19 protein-coding genes and 1 tRNA gene are annotated in these 23,892 nt (G+C 34.2%); 9 read left to right on the plus strand and 11 right to left on the minus strand.

The annotated features are described in order from the left end of the window. Positions 1–410: 410 nt before the first annotated feature. Entirely contained in the window at positions 411–890 is a 480-nt protein-coding gene (gene rnhA, locus IRZ99_RS05525) for a ribonuclease HI (RefSeq protein ID WP_194656512.1), read from the plus strand. 67 nt (positions 891–957) lie between these two features. Here rnhA and IRZ99_RS05530 read toward each other — a convergent pair whose 3' ends face one another. Next, a complete protein-coding gene (locus IRZ99_RS05530) occupies positions 958–1,305 on the minus strand; it encodes a DUF6249 domain-containing protein (RefSeq protein WP_194656312.1) in 348 nt (115 codons plus the stop codon). A 414-nt stretch (positions 1,306–1,719) separates the two neighbouring features. On the opposite strand from IRZ99_RS05530, the gene IRZ99_RS05535 reads away from it, so the two are divergent. From IRZ99_RS05535 to IRZ99_RS05555, 5 genes are all read left to right on the plus strand, one after another. Next, on the plus strand, positions 1,720–2,340 hold the full coding sequence (locus tag IRZ99_RS05535; RefSeq protein WP_194656313.1) for an RNA polymerase sigma factor: 621 nt from the start codon (positions 1,720–1,722) through the stop codon (positions 2,338–2,340). A gap of 33 nt (positions 2,341–2,373) precedes the next feature. Continuing rightward, the gene (locus tag IRZ99_RS05540) at positions 2,374–2,769 is read left to right on the plus strand and encodes a hypothetical protein (RefSeq protein ID WP_194656314.1); all 396 of its coding nucleotides are present in this window, start codon (positions 2,374–2,376) and stop codon (positions 2,767–2,769) included. A gap of 9 nt (positions 2,770–2,778) precedes the next feature. Next, the gene (locus IRZ99_RS05545) at positions 2,779–3,681 is read left to right on the plus strand and encodes a S9 family peptidase (protein WP_228519026.1); all 903 of its coding nucleotides are present in this window, start codon (positions 2,779–2,781) and stop codon (positions 3,679–3,681) included. A 288-nt stretch (positions 3,682–3,969) separates the two neighbouring features. Next, on the plus strand, positions 3,970–4,893 hold the full coding sequence (locus IRZ99_RS05550) for a PfkB family carbohydrate kinase (RefSeq protein WP_194656315.1): 924 nt from the start codon (positions 3,970–3,972) through the stop codon (positions 4,891–4,893). Between the two features lie 81 nt (positions 4,894–4,974). After that, positions 4,975–6,873, plus strand: a complete 1,899-nt coding sequence (locus IRZ99_RS05555; RefSeq protein ID WP_194656316.1) for an amidophosphoribosyltransferase — start codon at positions 4,975–4,977, stop codon at positions 6,871–6,873. Between the two features lie 1,091 nt (positions 6,874–7,964). Here IRZ99_RS05555 and IRZ99_RS05560 read toward each other — a convergent pair. From IRZ99_RS05560 to IRZ99_RS05575, 4 genes are all read right to left on the minus strand, one after another. Next, positions 7,965–8,576: a superoxide dismutase gene (locus tag IRZ99_RS05560; protein ID WP_072970126.1), complete on the minus strand. Its 612-nt coding sequence runs from the start codon at positions 8,574–8,576 to the stop codon at positions 7,965–7,967. Positions 8,577–8,714: 138 nt separating this feature from the next. Next, positions 8,715–9,389 carry an aminoacyl-tRNA hydrolase gene (gene pth, locus IRZ99_RS05565; protein WP_194656317.1) on the minus strand — a complete coding sequence of 225 codons (675 nt, stop codon included), beginning with the start codon at positions 9,387–9,389 and terminating at the stop codon, positions 8,715–8,717. A 667-nt stretch (positions 9,390–10,056) separates the two neighbouring features. Then, positions 10,057–10,668: a 50S ribosomal protein L25/general stress protein Ctc gene (locus IRZ99_RS05570; RefSeq protein WP_194656318.1), complete on the minus strand. Its 612-nt coding sequence runs from the start codon at positions 10,666–10,668 to the stop codon at positions 10,057–10,059. A 127-nt stretch (positions 10,669–10,795) separates the two neighbouring features. Beyond that, entirely contained in the window at positions 10,796–11,737 is a 942-nt protein-coding gene (locus tag IRZ99_RS05575) for a ribose-phosphate pyrophosphokinase (protein ID WP_026982505.1), read from the minus strand. A 301-nt stretch (positions 11,738–12,038) separates the two neighbouring features. On the opposite strand from IRZ99_RS05575, the gene IRZ99_RS05580 reads away from it, so the two are divergent. The 3 genes from IRZ99_RS05580 to IRZ99_RS05590 all read left to right on the plus strand — a co-directional run bounded on the left by IRZ99_RS05580 (position 12,039) and on the right by IRZ99_RS05590 (position 15,453). After that, positions 12,039–12,118, plus strand: a tRNA-Leu gene (locus IRZ99_RS05580). 157 nt (positions 12,119–12,275) lie between these two features. Next, positions 12,276–13,400 (plus strand): acyltransferase, encoded by a 1,125-nt coding sequence (locus IRZ99_RS05585; protein ID WP_194656319.1) that lies wholly within the window; start codon positions 12,276–12,278, stop codon positions 13,398–13,400. Positions 13,401–13,533: 133 nt separating this feature from the next. Continuing rightward, positions 13,534–15,453 (plus strand): glycoside hydrolase family 97 protein, encoded by a 1,920-nt coding sequence (locus IRZ99_RS05590; protein ID WP_194656320.1) that lies wholly within the window; start codon positions 13,534–13,536, stop codon positions 15,451–15,453. Between the two features lie 109 nt (positions 15,454–15,562). Here IRZ99_RS05590 and IRZ99_RS05595 read toward each other — a convergent pair whose 3' ends face one another. The 6 genes from IRZ99_RS05595 to IRZ99_RS05620 form a co-directional block, all read right to left on the minus strand. Beyond that, positions 15,563–16,033 (minus strand): OsmC family protein, encoded by a 471-nt coding sequence (locus IRZ99_RS05595; RefSeq protein WP_194656321.1) that lies wholly within the window; start codon positions 16,031–16,033, stop codon positions 15,563–15,565. 368 nt (positions 16,034–16,401) lie between these two features. Continuing rightward, the gene (locus IRZ99_RS05600) at positions 16,402–17,586 is read right to left on the minus strand and encodes an aldose epimerase family protein (protein WP_194656322.1); all 1,185 of its coding nucleotides are present in this window, start codon (positions 17,584–17,586) and stop codon (positions 16,402–16,404) included. Between the two features lie 89 nt (positions 17,587–17,675). Beyond that, positions 17,676–19,184, minus strand: coding sequence for an L-arabinose isomerase (araA, locus tag IRZ99_RS05605; RefSeq protein WP_194656323.1), 1,509 nt, complete (start codon positions 19,182–19,184; stop codon positions 17,676–17,678). Positions 19,185–19,340: 156 nt separating this feature from the next. Then, positions 19,341–20,042, minus strand: a complete 702-nt coding sequence (locus IRZ99_RS05610; protein WP_026982501.1) for an L-ribulose-5-phosphate 4-epimerase — start codon at positions 20,040–20,042, stop codon at positions 19,341–19,343. Next, entirely contained in the window at positions 20,026–21,717 is a 1,692-nt protein-coding gene (locus IRZ99_RS05615) for a ribulokinase (RefSeq protein ID WP_194656324.1), read from the minus strand. Before IRZ99_RS05615 ends, IRZ99_RS05610 begins: the two co-directional genes overlap by 17 nt. A gap of 167 nt (positions 21,718–21,884) precedes the next feature. After that, positions 21,885–23,870: an alpha-L-arabinofuranosidase C-terminal domain-containing protein gene (locus IRZ99_RS05620; protein WP_194656325.1), complete on the minus strand. Its 1,986-nt coding sequence runs from the start codon at positions 23,868–23,870 to the stop codon at positions 21,885–21,887. Positions 23,871–23,892: the final 22 nt, after the last annotated feature.

Consider the following 23,892-nt stretch of genomic DNA (forward strand, 5'->3'; position numbering starts at 1 on the left):
CAATCCTAGATTATTACGTAATGAACAAAGTTATATAGACAAAGTTTAAAATGAACTTATACAACTTATATGGTGAAAAAATTATTAAACCATATAAGTCATATAAGTAAATACAATAGAGGGTGTAAATCCTACTTTATTTTAAAAGAAATATAAAAAACCTTACACAATCCTAGATTATTACGTAATGAACAAAGTTATGTAGACAAAGTTTAAAATGAACTTATATCACTTATATTATTAAACCATATAAGTCATATAAGTAAATATAATAACAGGTGTAAATCGTACTTTATCTTAAAAGAAATATAAGAAACATTACGCAATCTTACATTACTTATATAACGAACAAAGTATAGACAAAGTTTAAAATGAACTTATATCACTTATATGGTGAAAAAAAAACAACAATGACTCACGAAGTACACATATATACAGATGGCGCTGCAAAAGGAAATCCCGGAAACGGCGGTTATGGTGTGGTAATGGAATTAGTTGGAACGCCTCATAAAAAAGAATTCTATGAAGGCTTTCGCTTGACCACTAATAATAGGATGGAACTTTTGGCGGTAATTGTGGGCTTGGAGAAACTAAAAAACCCGAATATGAAAGTTTTGGTTATTTCAGATTCTAAATATGTAGTAGATTCTGTTGAGAAAAAATGGGTTTTAGGCTGGGAGAAAAAAAAATTTGTTGGAAGAAAAAATGCCGATTTATGGAAACGATTTTTAATTGTTTACCGGAAACACCAAGTCAATTTTAAATGGATTAAAGGCCATAACAATCACCCACAAAACGAGCGTTGTGATCAATTGGCCGTTATGGCATCCATGCAACCAAAGCTTTCTGTTGATGAATATTACGAGACCATCGGTTCAAAAATGGAATAAAAAATAAAAAACGCATCAGAAAAATATTCCTTGATGCGTTTTTTTTTTAAGCAGTAACTTAAAAATCTTATTCTTCTTTATCTAAGTCTTTAGCTGTTCTAAACCCTGCCAATAAGCCAACTCCCGCCATAATGAAAATGATAGAAGGAAAAACTGCCTCATCATTTAAAGAAGTATAAGTTGTAATTAATAAAGCGATAAAAATTCCAACCCCACTTCCTATTAATAAGAAAGCCAAATTCACAACAAAAACTTTCCAAGAAGAACTTTTTCCTGTTCCTTTAAAAAAGATACTGGCATCAACGCCTTTTTCAATAAGCGCCATACGTTCTCTGTTTCTGGTTGAGAAAAAAAGATAGATAATCCCGAAGATCATCAAAAACATGCTAATTGGTATTAAAATTTCTGGTCCCATAATAATTTTGTTTTATTTAATTGATTGATACTCCATAGGACGACACCTTTTTAATTGAGGTTACAAGAATTTGAAAATAAATTCCAATTTTTAAACACCAAATTCAAAATGTTGCTGATTATCAGTTAATTTTGATTTATAATTTATTTTAAAAAACAACATCCTTTCTCAAAGCTTAAAGCAACAAAGTTATTATTTCACATTTTTTCATTTCGACGGAGGAGACAATATTGTGGGTAAGCTTTGACAAAGTTTTGAACTTTGTCAAAGCTGAAATTACCTTATCTGAAAATTGGAATTTGGAATTTATTATTGGAATTTCATCTTAAGGTTCGAATTTGGAATTTTTATAAAAATTGAAATTTATTTTCAAATTCTTGTAACCTAAACAAACAAACCGTCGTCCTATATAATATGAGTGCAATCAGTGATCAACATTATATCGATAAAATTCTGCAGGGCGAGACTAATTCTTTTGCCGTGCTGGTGAATCGTTATAAGGATATGATTTTTACTTTGGCTCTAAAGATGGTTAAAAACAGGGAAGAAGCTGAGGAAGTTGCACAAGATACTTTTATCAAAATTTATAGCTCGCTGAACAAGTTTAAAGGTGATTCAAAATTTTCTACATGGATTTATAAGATAGCTTATAATACCTGTTTAGATCGTTTGAAGAAAAACAAAAAAGAAGACCTTAATATATCAATAGATGAATTTTCGGCACATTTAATCAAAACAATGGATAATGCTTTGAGTGCTTTAGAAGACAAAGAACGGAAGCAGACCATTCAGAATTGTTTGAATTTGTTGCCGAGCGATGAAAATTTCCTGCTGACTTTATTTTATTTTGAAGATCAGAGTTTAGAGGAAATAGGAAAGATTATGAATATCAATGCTAACAATGTCAAAGTAAAATTATTTAGAAGCCGACAGAAATTAGCAGTCATCTTGAAAAAGCAATTAGAACCAGAAATAGTAGCGTGTTATGAAATCGGTAAGATTCCAAAACAAAAACAAAATGAAGATTACCGATAACATATTCCATTAAAAAACAAATATTAGCTACGTATGAAAGAGAGCGATAAAAACATAGAAAATCTTATTGATAAAATGATGGCTGAAGATACTTTGCAAACGCCATCTTTTGACTTTACTTCAAAAATAATGGCGCAGGTTTTAGTGGCTGAAAAAGCAAAAATCAAACCTTACAAACCTTTAATTTCCAACTCAACATGGATTTTTATCGGAATTGCTTTGGCTCTTTTAATTGCTTATAATGTATTTTTTGCCGGAACTCAGAACAATTTAGAAATAGGAAAATCGTACACTGATAAAATTTCGACAATCGTTTCTGGAATTCATATTTCAAAAACTTTATTGTATACTTTATTAGTAGTTCCTTTTATGATTTTAATTCAGATTGGGGTTTTGAAGAATTATTTTGATAAGAAGTATCAACTGTAAAATTTAAAAATGAAAAATAAAATGGTGATTTTTAAATCCATATTAAGAGCAAAAAAAATAGGCACATATTCTCTCTTAATGTTATTGATTTTTGTCACTAGTTATGCATCAGCAATTCCGCCAAACTTTACTACTAAGGAAATAAAATTTGTTAGTGAAGGAATTTCAATCGCCGGAACTATTTTTACACCTAACAACGTACAGGCAGCCGTTGTAATTGTTCATGGATCTGGACAAGAAAAAAGAATGATAAATTTTGCTACAACCCTGGCCAACAATGGAATTGCAGTTCTAACCTATGATAAACGTGGAGTCGGAGAATCAGCCGGTGTATATGCAGGACCTGAAGTAGGGACTAACAATGTTGATTTCTCCAATCTAAATCTTTTGTCTTTGGATGCCAGTGCTGCTGTAAATACTTTATCAAAATATTTATCAAATGATCAAATACGCATAGGTTTAATAGGAGGTAGTCAAGCTGGATGGATAATTCCATTAACTGCAGAGAAAAATAAAAAAGTCAAATTTATGACCATATTTAGCGGTGCTCTTATAACAGTTAAAGAACAATTGAGATTCCAATTTTATACAAATGGAGATATCAATTTTTGGGATACGCACTCAGAAGAAGATACAAGAAAACATGTTTTCCATGACCCAGACAAATATGAGTTTATTGATACAAATCCCAATGATATTCTTTCTAAATTATCAATTCCGGGAATCTGGATTTTTGGAGGCAAAGACATTCAGGTTCCCGTTAAGCTATCAATCGAATATCTTGATATCTTAAAATCTAAAGGGAAAAATTATGAATATAAATTGTTTCCAAAGCTGGGCCACAATACAGCATTTTCAGACTCTGAAGAGCCTATGAAAGATGCGATCAATTGGATTAAAAACATAAAATAAATAAAGAATCATACACCAAAAGCTTCTTCCTGTTTTAATCGGAAAAAGAAAAACCTATTCTTTTAAAGAACTCAGATAAAATTTAGACATTTTTCCAAAAATAAAACTTGCAATTTAAAACCAAAAAACATATTTTAATCCGTCAAAAGATTCAAATATAATTCTCTCATTTACAATAGTTTTACCCCCGAAATCGATATTGTTTTTTTAAGAAAATTTTGAGAACTTAAACCGTTGCAATATTGCAACTTATGAAGTATCTTTGCACCCTAATTCGAAATTCATAAAATGAATAAATTATTGATTGTTGGAACGGTTGCTTTCGACGCGATTGAAACTCCTTTCGGAAAAACAGATAAAATATTAGGTGGTGCTGCAACGTACATTGGTTTATCAGCATCCTTTTTTAACTTGCAATCGGCCATCGTTTCTGTAGTTGGCGACGATTTTCCTCAAGAACATTTAGATCTTTTAACTTCAAAAAATATTGATATCTCTGGTATCGAAATTGTAAAAGGCGGTAAAACTTTTTTCTGGAGCGGTTTATACCACAACGATTTAAACTCTAGAGACACTCTTGTAACTGAATTAAACGTTTTGGCAGATTTTCAGCCAAAAGTTCCTCAAAACTATAAAGACGCTGATGTTGTGATGTTAGGAAACTTACATCCATTAGTACAAAGCAGTGTTTTAGATCAAATGGAGAAAAAACCAAAATTAGTAGTTTTAGACACTATGAACTTTTGGATGGATTGCGCTCTTCCTGAATTATTGGACGTAATTAAACGTGTAGACGTTATTACAATTAATGACGAAGAAGCAAGACAACTTTCAGGAGAATATTCATTAGTAAAAGCAGCAGCGAAAATCCAGGACATGGGACCAAAATATGTGGTGATCAAAAAAGGAGAACACGGAGCGCTTTTATTCCATAACAGAGAAGTATTCTTTGCACCGGCATTGCCACTAGAAGATGTTTTTGATCCAACAGGAGCCGGAGACACTTTCGCAGGTGGATTCTCAGGATTCATTGCACAAAGCGAAAACATTTCGTTTAACAATATGAAAAATGCAATTATTTACGGTTCTAATTTAGCTTCATTTTGTGTGGAGAAATTTGGAACTGAAAGGATGGAAACATTAAGCAAAGCAGAAGTAGCGATTCGATTACAGCAATTTAAGTCGTTAACTCAGTTTGACATAGAAATATAATGCCCGAAAGCCTCGATAACACGGGGCTTTTTTTATTACGTTAATACACACAACTTACAACAACACAAAATACAAAACACAATGAGCGACGCTTTAAAACACGAATGTGGTATAGCCTTAGTTAGACTTCTTAAACCGCTTGAATATTACAAAGAGAAATACGGAACTGCTTTTTACGGGATACAAAAAATGTATCTAATGATGGAGAAGCAGCACAACCGTGGTCAGGATGGTGCCGGATTTGCAAGCATCAAATTAGATGTTGAGCCAGGACAACGTTATATCAGCAGAGTTCGTTCAAATCATGCACAACCAATTCAGGATGTTTTCAAACAGATCAACGATCGTATCAATGAAGAATTGACAGCTCGTCCAGAGATTGCTGACGATGTAGCTAAACTTAAATCAGAGATTCCATATATTGGAGAATTGTTTTTAGGACACGTACGTTACGGAACTTTCGGAAAAAACAGCATTGAAAGTGTACATCCATTTTTACGTCAAAGTAACTGGATGCACCGTAATTTGATTTTGGCAGGAAACTTCAACATGACGAATGTTAAAGAGCTTTTCGAAAATTTAGTTGAACTTGGACAGCATCCAAAAGAAATGGCAGACACTGTTACGGTAATGGAAAAAATTGGTCACTTCTTAGACAAAGAAGTAATGCAATTGTACCAAGACTGCAAAGCTGAAGGTTATTCTAAAAGAGAAGCTTCTCCTGTAATCGCAGATCGTTTGGATATTGCAAAAATATTAGCCCGTTCAGCAAAAAATTTAGACGGAGGTTATGCAATGGCCGGTTTATTAGGTCATGGTGACGCTTTTGTATTTAGAGATCCTGCAGGAATTCGTCCAGCTTATTACTATCAGGATGACGAAGTAGTGGTTGTTGCTTCTGAAAGACCCGTTATTCAAACTGTATTTAATGTACCTTTTGAAAGTGTTCAGGAAATTGATCCGGGAAATGCTTTGATTATCAAAAAGAGCGGAAAAGTTTCGATGCAGCAAATTTTAGAACCAACTGTTAAGAAAGCATGTTCTTTTGAAAGAATTTATTTCTCTAGAGGAAGTGACGCTGAAATTTATCAGGAACGTAAAGATTTAGGAAAACTAATTTTACCAGCTGTTCTTAAATCAATTGACAGTGATACAGATAACACAGTTTTCTCTTATATCCCGAATACAGCCGAAACATCTTTTTACGGTTTAGTTGAAGCCGCTCAGGATTTCTTAAATCAGAGAAAAAACAATTATATCTTAGAAAACAGAAATACACTTACAGCCGAAACACTTCAGGAGTTATTGGCGGTAAAAATCCGTACGGAGAAAGTTGCTATTAAAGATGCTAAACTTAGAACATTTATTACAGAAGACAGTAGCCGTGATGATTTAGTTGCTCACGTTTATGATGTTACTTACGGCGTAATCAAACCAACTGACAATTTGGTCATAATCGATGACAGTATTGTTCGTGGTACAACTCTTAAAATGAGTATCATTAAGATGATGGACCGTTTGAAACCAAAACGTATCGTAATTGTTTCTTCGGCACCACAAATTCGTTACCCTGACTGTTACGGAATTGATATGGCAAAACTGGAAGGTCTTGTTGCTTTTAGAGCAGCTTTGGCTTTATTAAAGGAAAGAAATCTATATCATATCGTAGACGATGTTTATACTAAATGTAAAGCTCAGGAGAACTATTTAGATACAGATGTTGTAAATTATGTAACGGCAATTTACGATCAATTTACACCGGAAGAAATCTCAGATAAAATTGCAGAGATGTTAAGTTCACCTGAAATTAACGCTGAAGTAAAAATAATATTCCAAAAAGTCGAAGATTTACATATTGCGTGTCCTAAAAACCTGGGAGACTGGTACTTTACAGGAGATTATCCAACCCCTGGAGGAAATCGTGTAGTGAACCGTGCATTTATGAATTTCTATGAAGGAAAAGACGCAAGAGCGTATTAAAAGTATTAACAAAAGGTTAAAATGTGCATTTCATCGGTTTTTTTTGCCGTTCATCCTATATGTTTGGCAAAACCGAAATGCTAAATTACTTTTGGAAGACCATAACATTAGTAGGTTAAGTTTATGGTAGATTTGGGGCAAAAAGGGTGGAAGCAATTCCACCTTTTTTATTGGAATAAAGTGAAAGCTAACACTTTAAAGCAATTTTAACACACTTAATCGGATATATCTACCTTTCGTCTATAAAGTTTTTTAAATAAATACAACTACCATATATTTACTAAACCATAACATTAGTAGGTTAAGTTTATGGTAGATTTGGGGCAAAAAAGGTGGAAGAGATTCCACCTTTTTTATTTTGTATTAAAAGCAAAGAAGAAAGAAGAAAGAGCAAAGAAGAAAGATTGTTGAACATAGTTTTACTAGACGACAACAAAAGAGAAAAGAATGTAGATTGTTGAACATACTTTTATAGACTATAACAAAAGAGAAAAAGAATAGAATAAAGAATATAGATTGTTGAACATACTTTTATAGACGACAACAAAAGACGGACAGCCTATCAAGCCATCCGTCTTTTTTATTTCCCTATACTCTATCCTCTATCTTCTATCCTCTATAATCTATCCTCTATAATCTATCCTCTTTACTCTTTCCTCTTTACTCTTTACTCTTTCCTCTTTACTCTTCTTACTTAATCGGATATATTTGCCGTTCGTCTGAAAAATTTTCTATATAAATACAACTGCTATACATTTACAGAACCATTAACATTAGTAGGTTAAGTTTATGGTAGATTTGGGGCAAAAAAGGCGGAAGAGATTCCGCCTTTTTTATTTTATTCTAGAAAAAAGAGTATAGAATAAAGAATATAGATGTTGCGCATAGTTCAAACCATATAACTAAAAACAAAAAAAGACGGACAGCTTATTCAGCCTTCCGTCTTTTTTCTTTACTCTTTATTCTATACTCTTTATTCTATACTCCATTCTTATAGAATAAAGATTAAAAGTATAGACAAAAAAAATAGACGAATAACTTTAAGTCAACCGTCTATTCTCTATATTCTTTATTCTATTTTCTTAAGAAGACTATTTATCTAAAGCATATCTTCTTGCCACTTCTGTCCAGTTGATTACACTGAAGAAAGCTTCGATATAATCTGGTCTTCTGTTTTGGTAGTTTAAGTAGTAAGCATGCTCCCAAACGTCCATTCCTAAGATTGGAGTTCCACCATTACCAGCAACTTCCGGCATTAATGGATTATCTTGATTTGGAGTTCCTACAACTTCTAATTTACCTCCTTTTTGCACAGTTAACCAAGCCCATCCTGAACCGAATTGTGTAGCTCCTGCTTTAGCAAATTTTGCTTTAAACTCTTCAAAAGTTCCAAAAGAAGACTCAATTGCAGCTAATAAATCACCTGTTGGTAATCCACCACCGTTTGGAGTCATTACAGTCCAGAATAAATTGTGGTTGTAGAAACCTCCACCATTGTTACGAACTGCAGCGTTTGATTTATCTAAGTTGATTAAGATGTTTTCGATTGTTTTTCCTTCCAAATCTGTTCCTGCAATAGCTGCATTAAGATTTGTAGTATATGCATTATGATGCTTAGTATGGTGAATCTCCATTGTGCGTGCATCAATATGTGGTTCTAATGCGTCATATGCATAAGGTAATTGTGGTAGTTCAAAAGCCATGATATTATGATTTTATGGTTTATAATAATTTATTCCAAATTTAAACATTTAACTTTGGAATAGAAAATACTATTTCGTTATTATTCAATTTAATTAATTGATAATCTGATTTTTTAAGACCTAAATACTTGTAAATCTTTATTTTCCGTTAAAAGTAGTCATGGTATTTTCTAATCCGGCAGTTCCAAATGTCTTAATAATTTCTGAAGAGACTTCTAAACGTTCCGGTAATTTTGCTTTTTCTTCTTCGTCCCAATCGCCTAAAACGTAGTCTACTTGCTGCCCTTTTTTGAACTGATCACTAATACCAAATCTGAAACGGGTATATTGTTGGGTATTTAAAACAAGGTTGATGTTTTTTAATCCGTTATGACCTCCATCGCTTCCTTTTGGCTTTATTCTGATAGTTCCGAAAGACAGGTTTAAATCATCTGTAATAACCAGAATGTTTTCTAACGGAATATTTTCTTTGTCCATCCAGTATTTTACCGCTTTACCGCTTAAATTCATGTAGGTATTTGGCTTAAGCAGAAAAAAGGTTCTTCCTTTAAATTTATATTCGGCAAGCGCTCCCAACTTTACGGTTTCGAATGAAAGACTTTCTTTTTTGGCAAAAAAGTCAAGGACTTTAAATCCGATGTTGTGTCTTGTGTTTACGTATTCGGCGCCAATATTACCTAGTCCTACGATTAAATATTTTTTACTCACGCTTTTTATATTGTTTTTTGGGTGTTCGTGAACCTCCGGTTTCATACTATCTATGTTCTCTTCTTTTTGTGTTGATGAAAACAGTTTTGTCATCCATTTTATCATGATGCAAAAATAGACTTAATTAGGGAATGTGGCAATTGGTTAATTAGATAATTAGGAAATGTGGTAATTAGATAATTTGATTTGTATTATCATTAACCGCAAAGAACGCAATCCCGATAGCTACCGGGATACGCAAAGGGCGCTAAGAATGGAACGCGGATGACGCGGATTTAAACTGATTTATGCCGATTTTTTATTACACTTTTATCCCATTTACACAAGAGCACTTTGTCCCTTTGAACCTTTGCACCTTTGAACCTCTTTCTTATAGAAATGAATCATTCTTGCTAGCCCTGACAGCAGCGGTATCCTTTTTCTTGCTCCTTTAGCAAGGAAAAGATACAAGTGGATGGCAGGAATGTCACGTCTTTAAAAACCTGAAACTTCTGCTTCTAAAAAATTATAAAATTAGAAAATGCGGCAATTAGATAATTTGATCCTAACCGAAAAGTACACTAAGGTGCGCTAAGAATGGCACGCGGATGACGCGGATTTAAATTAATTAACACGGATTTCATTTATGCTTTGTGTTCGTTTGGTTTGAGTTAAAGCAAAAGCACTTTGTCCCTTTGCAACTTTGAACCTTTGCACCTTTCTCAGAACCTTTAAAAGCAAAAAAAAAGCACCAATCTTTCGATTGATGCTTTTTGTATAGATTTGAAAAAAATTATTTTTTCTTTCCTTTTGCAGGAGCTTTTGCAGCTTTTGCAGCTTCTTGAGCAGCTTTCATAGCAGCACGAGAAATTCTTACCTGAGCAACAACAGTGTTGTCTGGGTGCATTACTTTATAGTCAGGAGATCCAACTTTAGTAACGTACAATTTGTTACCCATTTCAAGTGGCGTAATGTCAGCTTCAACAAAATCAGGAAGATTTTTAGGTAAAGCTTTAACTTTTAATTTACGAGTGTTTAAACGTAAAACACCACCTGCAAGAACACCTTTAGATGTACCAACGATTTTTACAGGAACTTCCATAGTGATTTCTTTGTCATCAAATAATTGAAAGAAGTCAATATGTAAAATCTTGTCAGATACAGGGTGAACCTGAATATCTTGTAAAATTGCATTGAATGATTTTCCTTTTCCAAGCTCAATCACAACTGTGTGTGCGTTTGGAGTGTAAACCAAGTTTTTGAACGCTGCAGCGTCTGCTGAGAAGTGTACTGCCTGATTTCCTCCGTATAACACGCAAGGAACCGCTCCAGCATTACGTAAGGCTTTAGTTGACACTTTGCCCACGCTTTCTCTTTCTGATCCTTTAATTGTAATCGATTTCATTGTAAAAAAAATATAGTTATTAAATAATATTCTATTTGCTTTAAGCTTTAAGCACTAGGCTTTAGGCTTTTTGTTTAATGTATTTTAGGAAATGCTTAAAGCTTACTGCCTAAAGCCTATTGCCAAATTACATTATAAATTTTCCACTAATGGAATTGTTGTGGTGCACCATGTGCATAACTTCAGCAAAAAGAGGTGCACAACTCACTACTCTAATTTTGTTTGATTCTTTCTTTAATGGGATTGAATCGGTAACTATTAATTCGCTTAATTTTGAATTTTCAATTTTTTCGTAAGCGCCACCTGATAAAATAGCATGTGTACAAATTGCCCTAACGCTTAATGCTCCTTTTTCGATCATTAAATCTGCCGCTTTCGCTAATGTTCCACCTGTATCGATCATGTCGTCTACTAATATTACATTACGACCTTTTACTTCACCAATTAGCTCCATAGTATCGATAACGTTGGCTGCTTTTCTTTGTTTGTAACAGATTACTACATCTGATTCTAAAAACTTAGAGTAAGCATATGCTCTTTTTGAACCTCCCATGTCTGGTGATGCAATGGTTAAATTTTCTAAATTTAAACTCTGCACATATGGCAAAAAGATTGTAGATGCAAATAAATGATCTACTGGTTTTTCAAAGAATCCCTGAATTTGATCTGCGTGCAAATCCATTGTCATGATTCTTGTTGCTCCTGCAGCAGTTAGTAAATTGGCTACTAACTTTGCTCCAATCGGAACTCTTGGTTTGTCTTTTCTATCCTGTCTTGCCCAACCAAAATATGGCATAACAGCTGTAATATGTCTTGCTGATGCGCGTTTGGCTGCATCGATCATTAGTAACAATTCCATCAAATTATCAGCAGATGGAAAAGTTGAGCACACGATAAAAACGCGTAATCCTCTTATTGATTCTTCGTAAGATGGTTGAAATTCTCCATCACTATACGTTGACATCGTTACTTTGCCTAACGGAATTCCGTATTGTTCGGCAATTTTTTCTGCAAGATAGACACTTTGTGAACAAGCAAAAATTTTAGCTTCTGGTTCTAGGTGCGACATTATAATTTGTTGTTTTTACGCCGCTGCGCTCTGTACAATTCGGCTTGACCATTTTTGGTAAAACAAAACGTGTATAAATGCCTCGGGTGTAGTTAGTTGTGTGTGCGTCGTTTTAACGAGGTGCAAATTTAGAAAATTTATTGGACACTGAAAGGAAAAATTTAAGTATTTTTAGTAGAACATTTAATTTTATTTTTTACATTTGCACCGTGTTAAAGGAATAAGCACAGTTATGACATCATAATTACTTATTCTATTGCGTTAAAATAACTGATTTATGAGTTGTTTTTTCGTCTGCTAAGCCCGGATGGCGGAATTGGTAGACGCGCTGGTCTCAAACACCTGTGGGAAACCGTGCCGGTTCGACTCCGGCTCCGGGTACAAAAACCTCTTCTTTCGAAGAGGTTTTTTTGTTGTATAATATATCTTTTACACAATGAATAATAGTTCTTTATTTTTATAGCCTGAAAAAATCTTTTAAATTTTCATCTAAAAGACACAAAGCGCAAAAAGCGACATTATAAATTCAAAAAAAAATATGGACTTAAAATCAGATAGTTTTAAAAAATACAATTGGATTGATTTTGGAAGAGGAATTGCTATTTTATTAGTAATAATTGTTCATGTAGGTCAAAATTTTTCTGACTCAATATTTTTAAAAAAATTTACAGAAGTTGGTTCTATGGGAGTTCAATTGTTCTTTATATTAAGTTCAATAACCTTATTTAATTCATACGGCAACAGGTATGAAAAAGATGGAAACGAAAGAAACATTTTTTTTTTTATTAGAAGATTTTTCAGAATTGCCCCTCTCTATTATTTTTTTGCTCTGTTTTATACATTGATTGAAATATTATTGAAAGGAATTCATTCTGTTGAATACTGGAAAGTTTTAATTTCTGTTTTATTCTTAAATGGAGTTATTGTACCCGTTATTAATTATATTCCTCCTGGTGGTTGGAGTATTGGAACAGAAGTACTTTTTTACTACATGATTCCTTTCCTATTTAGCAAAATAAAATCCATAAAAGATTCTGTTATTCTTTTAATAATTTCAATTCTGTTTTCAAGTTTTATTAATTTTACAGGTGAGATTATAATTGATTCGTTAAAAATTACAAATCATAATAATTTTCGAGGATATTATCTTTATCATTGGCTTCCAAATCAATTTCCAGTATTTTGCAGCGGCATTTTACTTTTTAATATTTTTAAAACGGTTCATTTTCCAATAAAAATCAAAAGGATCTTTTTAATTATATCTCTATTTCTTTTTATCTTTTTTAGTCAAACCAGCTTAACAAGCTACTATTTTTACTACACTCTTCAAAAACCATATATTTATTCCGCAATATTTTGTCTTTTTATAATCGGAATCAAAGATTTAGAATTTAAAAATAGAACCGGAAATTTTCTTCGATTGATTGGTAAATATTCCTTCTGCATGTATTTGTTACATTTTTTCATTCTTAGAGTATATTCTATAGCAATTAGTTTCACAGGTTTTAATAAAAAGAGCGACTTGTTTTTCTTAATCTCATATGTTTTAATAACCGCATTCACTTATTTCTTTAGTTCAAAATTATATCAATACGAAAAAAAAGGAATTTCTTTTGGGGATTTTCAAATTCAAAAATTAAAAGAAAAACTTATCAAAAATTAATCGTTGCTATATATAGATTTGTCTATAAAAAAACAGATCTCAACCTTTTTCCAATCCATAAAATAATTCGCAACAAGGAATTTATATCAAAACAATTTGACTACATTTACAAGTGTAAAAAAAACACTTAACTATGAAAAACCTATTGTTACTAACCATTTTTGGGATATTCGTCAGTGCGACGGCCCAGAAAAAACCAAATTCATTTTTCACAAATTCTGAGAAGACCATAAAAGTTGGCTTCGAAATGAATTCAAAAAACACACCAACTTATTCTATCTTATATAATAACAGGGTTGTTCTTAACACATCTGAACTTGGGATTATTCGTGAAGATGCCGATTTCTATTCCGATTTAAAAGTCACTAAAATTTCTCAAGCTAAAAAAGTAACTGACCACTACTCGATGCTTCAAGGGAAACGAAAAGACATTTCATACTCTGCCAATCAATATATAGTAAGTCTTCAGAATTCTAAAAGTGAAATAATGGAAATAATTTTTCAACTTTCAAAAGATGGCGTTGCGCTTCGATATAACTTTCCTTCAACATCAAAAGAATTAAAAAAGATTGTTGAAGAAAAAACAACTTATAACCTTGATTCTTCGGCGAAAGCCTGGCTACAACCCATGTCTAAAGCTAAAACGGGTTGGAAAGAAACTAATCCTGCTTACGAAGAACATTATGCAATGGGTGTTCCTGTTAATACAAAACCTGTCATTGGCGAAGGTTGGGTTTATCCGGCACTTTTTGAAACTAACAACAACTGGGTTTTAATTTCAGAAACGGGTCTTCATAACAAATACTGTGGTACAAGATTAGTTTACAATGAAAATGCAAAAGCCCTGCAGGTGACTTTTCCTCAAAAAGAAGAAATTTTCCCAAACGGCGCTTTAAATCCCGAATCAGAATTGCCTTGGATTACGCCTTGGCGCATTATTACAATTGGCTCATTAAATACGATTACCGAAAGTACTTTAGGAACTGATCTTGCTGATCCTGCCGTAAAAATGGATACTTCTTTTATTAAAAGCGGGCTTTCTTCCTGGAGCTGGGTTTTGCTAAAAGATGATTCTGTCAACTACGAAACTACACATCAGTTTATTGACTATGCATCAAAAATGAATTGGCCTTATTGTTTGATTGATGCTGATTGGGATACCAGAATTGGTTATGAAAAGATGAAAGAATTAGTCGATTTCGCTAAAACTAAAAATGTAAAATTATTGGTTTGGTTCAATTCTTCTGGTTCGTGGAACAGCACTGAATATCATCCGAAGAATAAATTATTGACATCTGAAAGCAGAGCTTTTGAATTTAAAAGATTAAACGATCTTGGAATTGCAGGAATTAAAGTTGACTTTTTTGGAGGCGACGGACAGTCAATGATTGCCTATTATCATGATATGCTAAAGGATGCTGCCGATTACAAATTGATGATCAATCTTCATGGCGCGACTTTACCTCGTGGATGGCAGCGTACCTATCCTAATTTATTGACTACTGAAGCGGTAAAAGGATATGAATACATTACGTTTTTTCAGGAAATTGCCGATTTAGAACCGAGCCATTGTGCAATGCTTCCTTTTGCCAGAAACGTTTTTGATCCAATGGATTTTACTCCAATGGCTTTGGATAAGATTCCGAATATTAATCGAAAAACAACTCCGGCTTTTGAATTGGCTTTGCCTGTTTTATTCTTGTCAGGGATTCAGCATCTAGCCGAAATTCCAGAAGGAATGGCGAAAATGCCAGCTTATGTTGTGGATTATTTAAAAGATATTCCTACGAATTGGGACGACTCAAAATTCATCTCCGGTTTTCCTGGGAAATATATTGTAATGGCCAGAAAAAGTGGTAACACCTGGCACATTGTTGGAATTAATGGAGAAAATACGCCAAAAGAAATTGAACTTGATTTGTCTTTTGTGAAGAATGAAAAAGGGTTTACTATTCTGGAAGATGAAAATGGCTTTAAACAAGAATCGATTTCAAAAAGCCAAAAACTTATTGTAAAAATGAAACCAAATGGTGGTTTTGTGATTAAGATTTAAATTCCAATATTTAATCCTGAAGCATCGGGACCAAATTCCAATATTTTTAAATTCCAAATTCTAATGGACAACAAGTCGTATTAGAATTTGGAATTTTTTTATTTGGAATTTAATCTGTTAAAATTTCACAACTCGCCTTATGCAAAATTGGAAAATTGCAAGAGTTGGCTATAAAACACAATTGATTGGCTTTTGTATGCAGTTCAATTGCCAAATCTTTTTTATCTGAATTTGAGATTTTTACTTTTGGATTTAAAACGACCTCAACAAAACGCCCGCTTCCATCTGCAGCAACTTCAAGTGTTGCTTCTGCATTATCAGAATATTCTAAAACTTCAATGTCGTTTTGAGAGCACACATATAAATAGGACATCATATGGCAGGAAACCAAACTGCTTAGCAACAAATCTTCAGGATTGTATAATTCCGGATCGCCCTTGAAAGCTTTTGCTGCTGAAACATTTAAAACAGGTTTTCCTTCGATTTTTATTTGATGTTTTTTACTGTAAAATCTCTTTGTTGAATCTTCTTGATTTTGGTTTGAAGTCCAATTTAATTCTGCTTTAAAAAGATGTTTCATTTTGTTTTCGTTTTACCTTGCAAAATTAAGCTTTTTACAGAGTTGAAATGAATTAATCGCGCAATCCCGATAGCTATTGAGAACAGAGTCGCAAAGCTTTTGACAGAATTTTGTCATTTCGAGGAAGGAGAAATCCCCGCGAGAAGCTCGACAAAGATTGGCTTATTGGAACGGAGTTACTTACGAGGATTTCTCCTTCGTCGAAATGACAAAAAATGAGTAAAAATTCGTTTAATTCATTTTTTAAACAAATCTAGTTTGTGTTAATTTGTGAAGTTCGTGGCCACTTTTAATCCATAAAAAAACCTCGAAAGCATAACTTTCGAGGTTTTTTAGAGAATTACTAAACTAATAAACAAATCCTAAAACTATTTTTTTACAGAGAATTTAAAAGTAGTTTTAGTTTTATAATTTTCTCCCGGGTTTAAAACCGTTGTTGGGAAATTTTTCTGGTTTGGAGAATCAGGATAATGTTCTGTTTCTAAACATAGTCCTGTTCTGTGCGCGTATGTTCCGCCTTTTGGCATTGGTAAAGTTCCGTCAAGGAAATTTCCAGAGTAAAACTGAATTCCAGGTTCATCTGTAGTCATTTCCATAACTCTTCCGCTTGCTGCGTGATACACTTTTGCGATAATTGTTTTTCCTTTTTCAGGATTGTTCAATACCCAGCAGTGATCGTATCCTTTTCCTCTTTCTAATTGTTCGTTTTTAACGTCGATGTCTTTTCCAATTAATTTTGGCGTTCTGAAATCGAAAGGCGTATTGGCAACGTCATCTAATTTTCCTGTTGGAATTAAGGTCGCATCAACCGGAACTAATTTATCTGCATTCAACGTCAATTCGTGATCTAAGATTGTTTTTGTGAAATCTCCTGATAAATTGAAATAAGAATGTTGTGTTAAATTCACCACTGTTTTCTTATCTGTAGTAGCCTCATATAATACTTCTAATTGATTATCATTAGTCAATGTATAAGTCACAAAAACTTTCAAATTTCCAGGATAACCCTCTTCCATATCTTTACTTAAGTAAGATAATTTCAAAATTGCCGAATCTCCTGATTTTGCTTCATCTGCTTTCCAAACCACATTAAAATACCCTTGTGGCCCACCGTGCAAAGCATTTGGCGCATTGTTTATTGCCAATTGATATTCTTTTTCGTCTAACGTGAATTTTCCTTTAGCAATTCGGTTTCCATATCTTCCAATCAAAGCTCCAAAAAATGGATTTTCTTTTTCGTATTGTGCCAAATTATCAAATCCGATTACTACATTTTCAGAAACTCCGTCTTTATTTGGCACTTTCAAATCTGTAATTCTTCCACCAAAAGTGATGATATCAACTTCCATCCCATTTTGGTTTTTCAACTTATAGCTGTCTACTTTTTCTCCTTTTGAAGTTGTTCCATAAGCAGATTTTTCGATTGTAACTGTAGCTTTTTGATCGGAAGAAACTGTAGTGTCGTCCATTTTTTTATCGCTTTTGCATTGAACTGAAATTGCCGCCAAACTTAGAAGGCCCACCCCGAAAACGCAACGTTTTAATACATTCATAATTGATATTTTAAATTGGTTAGATGTTAGATGTTAAAAGTACTAAAAAATCTTAGAATCTTAGTACCTTAGAACCTCAGTACCTTAGTCTACAGGCCGTTTTGAAACAAATGATAATAAGCTTCATTTGCATTGATCTTATCTTTAAAGTCTCTTACGGTAGTTCTTTCATCAATTACTAATAATTCAATTCCAGCGATATCAGCAAAATCTTCCATGTATTCTGTTGTAATAGCCTGGCTGTAAACTGTATGATGCGCACCTCCAGCTAAAATCCATGCTGTTGCTGCGATATCAAGGTTTGGTTTACAATCCCATAAAACTCTCGCAACTGGTAATTTTGGTAATTCAGCCATTGGTTTGATAGCTTCCACTTCGTTTACAATTAAACGGAAACGAGTTCCCATATCTACCAAAGAAACATTGATGGCATCTCCTGCAGGTGAATTAAATACCAAACGAGCCGGATCTTCTTTTCCTCCAATTCCTAACGGATGTACTTCACAAGAAGGTTTTGCATCTGCAATTGATGGACAAATTTCCAACATATGTGATCCTAAAACGTATGATTTTTGAGGTGTGAAATGATAAGTGTAATCTTCCATGAAAGAAGTTCCTCCTTCGAGACCCACGTTCATTACTTTTAATGCACGAACCATTGCAGCTGTTTTCCAGTCACCTTCTCCACCAAAACCGTAACCATCAGCCATTAATCTTTGTGTTGCAATTCCTGGCAATTGTTTCCAAACACCAAGATTTTCAAACGTATCTGTAAAAGCTCCAAAACCTCCTTCTTCAAGGAAAGCTCTCAAACCTAATTCAATTTTTGCCGCTTCCGCTAATGAACTTCTTTGCGCTCCGCCTTCTTTTAAAGCATCAGTCAAAGTATAAGAAGCCTCGTAAACAGCCAACAAATCATTTAATTCTTTGTCTGTAACTTTCTCAATATATTTCGTAACATCTGATGAATCGAATCCGTTCACTGACATTCCGAAACGAATTTGAGCTTCTACTTTATCTCCTTCTGTAACGGCAACTTCACGCATATTGTCTCCAATACGAGCTACTTTTAAGTTTTGAAGTTCATCCCATCCTAAAGCTACTCTTGTCCAGATACCTAATTTTTTCTGAACTCTTTTGTCTTCCCAATGTCCAACAACCACTTTGCGTTTTTTACGCATTCTTGACATGATAAAACCAAATTCACGATCTCCGTGAGCAGATTGATTTAAGTTCATGAAATCCATGTCGATAGTTCCCCACGGAATTTCAGCGTTGTATTGTGTATGTAAATGACATAATGGTTTTTTCAGAATACTTAATCCTCCGATCCACATTTTTGCTGGCGAAAAAGTGTGCATCCAGGCAATAATTCCGATACAGTTTTTAGCCGAATTTGCAGCCAAACAAACATCTAAAATTTGAGAAGGCGATTTTACCACATCTTTATAAACCACTTTTACTGGTAAACTAGATGATGCATCTAATCCTTTTGCAATTATTTGAGAATGTTCCGCTACTTTTCTTAAAGTTTCTTCACCGTATAATTCCTGGCTTCCTACTACAAACCATACTTCTTTCTGAGAGATGTCAATCATTTTGTTATTTTTTGTTTCAAGTTTCAGGTTTCAGGTTGTTGGAATCTGAAAATCTTGAATGGTTATTTTTTAGTTTTGTTTTTGTTTATTTCAAGTTTCAGGTTTCACGTTCCAACAACTTGAAACAAAAAAAACCTGAAACCTGAAACAAACTTTCTATTGTCCGTAATACGAATCTTTTCCGTGCTTGCGGTTGTAATGTTTCTTTATTAGGGAATCTTTTAATCTTGGTGCATTCGGGTTTATTTGTAAAGTCAGATACGCCATTTCGGCTACGACTTCTAAAACCTTGCTGTTGTATACTGCTTTTGCTGCATTTTTTCCCCAGGCGAATGGCCCATGATTTCCAATCAGAATCATTTCTACTTCTTCGTAAGAAAGATTTTTTTCTTTGAAGCAGTCCAAAATCTGAATTCCTGTATTGTGTTCGTAGTTACCTTCGATTAGCGAATCTGCCATTGGAGGCGCGCAAGGAATATCAGCAGTTAAATGGTCTGCGTGTGTTGTTCCGAAAATTGGAATATCCTGTTGCGACTGTGCCCAGGCAACCGAATAAGTCGCGTGTGTATGTGCCACACCACCGATATTTGGCCAGTTTTTATATAAATAAGCGTGTGTTTTTGTGTCAGATGACGGACGCATTGTTCCTTCAATTACATTGTTGTCAAAATCGACAATTACAATATCTTCTGGTTTTAAATCTTCATACGGAACGCCGCTTGGTTTGATGGCAAAAACACCATTTTTTCTGTCCACCGCACTAACATTTCCAAAAGTATATACTACCAAATTCAATGCATTTAACTGCATATTGGCCTCGTAGCATTCCTGTTTTAAATCTTTATAAAGAGAACTCATGTTGCGATGTTTTTATAGTTGGATCTTCAAAAGCACTTAATTGATCGTAAGCGATTAACAATTTGTTATACGCCGCTACTTTGTCTAATTGAGGGAAATATTCTCCGTCAAAATCACTTCCTATTTTTTGGCTTGCGTCAATTACGTTTGGATAAATTCCGGCTGCAACTGCTGCATAAATCGCTGCTCCTAAAGCAGGAGTCTGATCTGAAGCTGCAATTTTAATTGGCTTGTTTAAAACATTCGCCAAAGTCTGCATGATAAAAGGAGATTTACGAGCAACACCACCGATTCCGATAACGCTGTCAATTTTTACTCCTTCTTCTTCAAAACGATCTACGATTTTCTTCGCTCCAAAACAAATGGCATTTACTAAAGCTTTGAAAATATGTGGTGCTTTTGTTCCTAAAGATAAATTGGATATCGCGCTTTTTACTTCCTGATTAGCATCCGGAGTTCTTCTTCCGTTGATCCAGTCTAAAGCAATTGGAAGACTTTCAGAAACCGGTATTTTCTCTGCTTCTTTTGTCAATTCCACTATTAATTTATCGCTGAATTCTTCTCTTAATTGTTCTTTTTGAGCATCATTTAAAACTGTTGAAGAAGTCAATAAATGCTCTGTCGGCCACATTAATAATTCTTTGTACCAGGCCAATAAATCTCCAAAAGCAGATTGTCCAGCTTCTAAACCAATAAAGCCCGGAATCACAGATCCATCCACTTGCCCGCAGATTCCACGAACGGTTTTTGTTCCCACTTCATCATAAGAACCCACCAAAATATCACAAGTTGAAGTTCCCATAACGCGAACTAAAGTGTTTTCACCAATCTTAGCTCCAACTGCTCCTGAATGTGCATCGAAAGTTCCAACGGCAATTACTGTATCTGTAGAAAGTCCTAAACGGTCTGCCCATTCTTTGCTTAAATTTCCGGCAACTAAATCAGATGTATAGGTTTCATCATATAAATTGCCACGAAGCTGTGCTAAATACGGATGCAGTTTATCTAAGAATTCAACTGGTGGAAGTCCGTTCCAGTCTGCATGCCACATCGCTTTGTGACCCGCTGCGCAACGGCTTCTTTTAAAGGTTTTTAAATCTTTATTATCAATTAACAAATACGTCATTAAATCGCAATGTTCCATCCAGGTATGTGCTGCATTTCGAACTGCTTCATCTTCTCTGGCGATGTGTAAAATTTTTGCCCAAAACCATTCTGATGAATAAATTCCGCCTACATATTTTGTTACATTTTCTCCGCCCCAGCTTACGGCCAGTTCATTGATTTCGTTTGCTTCGTTGATTGAAGTATGATCTTTCCATAACACCATCATCGCATTTGGATTTTCCTCAAAACCTTTTGTCAAAGCCAATGGAATTCCGTCTTTCGTAACTGGCACCGGAGACGATCCTGTAGTATCAATACAAATTCCACGCACTAACGAAGGATCTACTTTACTTTCTTTTATAACGGTTTGAATCGTAATTTCTAAACCTTCTATATGATCTAAAGGATGCTGACGAAATTGATTTATCGACGCGTCACAATATTGTTTGTTTTTCCATCTTTTGTAATGAGAAACATTTGATGCCAATTCCTGCCCATTTTCAGTATCTATTAGCACCGCTCGAACAGAATCTGTTCCGTAGTCCAATCCTATAACGTAATTTTTCATTCGAAATTCATTTTTAATAATGACAAATATAATTATAATTCATTTATAAGTGTACAATAAACACTTAATAAAAACAGGCACTTGAATTTTTACAAATAATGCATCAAAACAAGGATTTAAGGTCAAAACAAAAAATAAACGTAGCATTTACATTTATTCTGTTGCGATTATTTCATCTTAATTTTCAAAACAGTAACAGAGTATGCTGGAAAATCATATTGAACTTTGCTTCCGCTTACTTTAAATTCGCTTTCTTTCGGGCTAATTTTAGTCGGAGCATCAAAAGAATTCTCATCATTTATTCCATCTCCTTTTAAAGTTATTGCCGTTCCTTTTGTATCTAATTTTGCTCCTTTTACATCAATTGAAACATTTTGAGCTGCTGCAGAAGTGTTCACGATTTTCAGAATTACTTCTTTCGAATTCACATCTTTTACTGCAGATGCAAACAAATCGTTTTGACCTGTAACTGCTTTTCCGTCTTTTGTAATGTTGATTAAATCGGTTCCTTTATTGTTAGAAAATAATTTCTGAACATAATAATTTGGCGTTCCGTAAGATTGTAAATTGTTGAACCAAATCATATCCGGTGTCCATTGCCAGCCTTCTACGTGTGCCAATAAAGGGGCATAAGAAGTCAGGTGAACAACCTCAGCATTACGCTCCATTCCGGTCATGAAAGCTGCTTCAGAAAAAGCACATTCCCAGTTGTTTTTATTATCCGGACTTGCGATTGCCACACTTTGCGCTGCATATTCTCCGGCAAAAATTTTCGGTCCTTTGCGGTCGTAATTATCGTAACGCGTTACGTTTTTACGGAACCATGCCGGATCTTTATAATAATGTTCGTCAACAATTTCTGCATTCAGTTTTTTAAGTTCTTTCATGCCGTAATCAAAATAATCTCCGTCAGGAAATGGTCCTGTTCCGGATACAATTGTAATGTTTGGATATTTTGCTTTTATGGCTTTTTGAAACACTTTGAAACGCTCGATATAATCTGGTCCCCATTGCTCATTTCCAACTCCAATGAATTTTAAATTAAATGGTTTTGGATGGCCCATATCGGCTCTAACTTTTCCCCAAGCGGTATTTAAATCTCCGTTTGCAAATTCAATTAAGTCTAAAGCATCTTGTACATAAGGATCAATTTGATCCATCGGAACCAATTCTCCTGTGTTGAATTGACACGCCATTCCACAGCTTAAAATTGGCAATGGAGAAGCTCCAATATCTTCTGAAAGTTGGAAATACTCATAGAATCCTAAACCAAAACTCTGGAAATAATCGGGAGCCAGTTTATGTGCAAATTCCGTATTCCAACGGTTGATCATTGTTTCTCTGTCTTCTACATTTCCGATCGATTTTTTCCATTGGTAACGTAATGCCAATGTTTTTCCTTCCACAATACAGCCTCCTGGAAAACGTAAAAATCCTGGTTTTAAATCGTATAATAATTGTACTAAATCAGCACGCATTCCATTTTTTCTCCCTTTCCAGGTGTCTTCCGGAAACAGCGAAATCACATCCAAATCGATTACCCCTTTTCCTTCAAAAGTGATTCTAATTTGTCCTTTAGCTTCTGTTGCAGTTGCGGTTAATTGTGTGGTATAATTTGCCCAATCTTTAGAGGTTGGCGCTATTGAAGTTTCGCCTAAAACCTTTTTATTTTTATCAATGAACTGAATTTTAATCTTCGTAATATCTCCCGATATTTTTGAAGCTCTTAGAGACAAATTATACTTCAGGTCTTTTTTAATTCCCATTCCCCTGAAACCGTCATTGATTAACTCATAACCATTTGCGTCGTTGATGGTAACTCTACAATAATTATGATTGGTTCCTTTTTGGGAATACTGAACAATTTTGGCAATTCCGGATTGCTCGTTTAATTTATGTCGGTCGCTGTTTGGTTCGTTCCAACCCATCATTGGCGTTTCAAATTCAAACGATCTGTTTTTAATCATTTCGGCATACAGACCTCCATCAGCGGCAAAATTGATATCTTCAAAAAATACTCCGTACATCGTCGGTTCAATTTTGGTTACTGTTTTGGCAGCATCAACCTGAAGATTATTTTTTTGTGCCGATGCATAAAAGCCGTTCAGCAATAAACCGCAAAGGGTAATTTTGGTAATTAAATTGGACTTCATTTTTTTATATTTAAATGTGTTT

It is taken from the genome of Flavobacterium sp. LC2016-12, from assembly GCF_015351595.1.
GTDB lineage: Bacteria > Bacteroidota > Bacteroidia > Flavobacteriales > Flavobacteriaceae > Flavobacterium.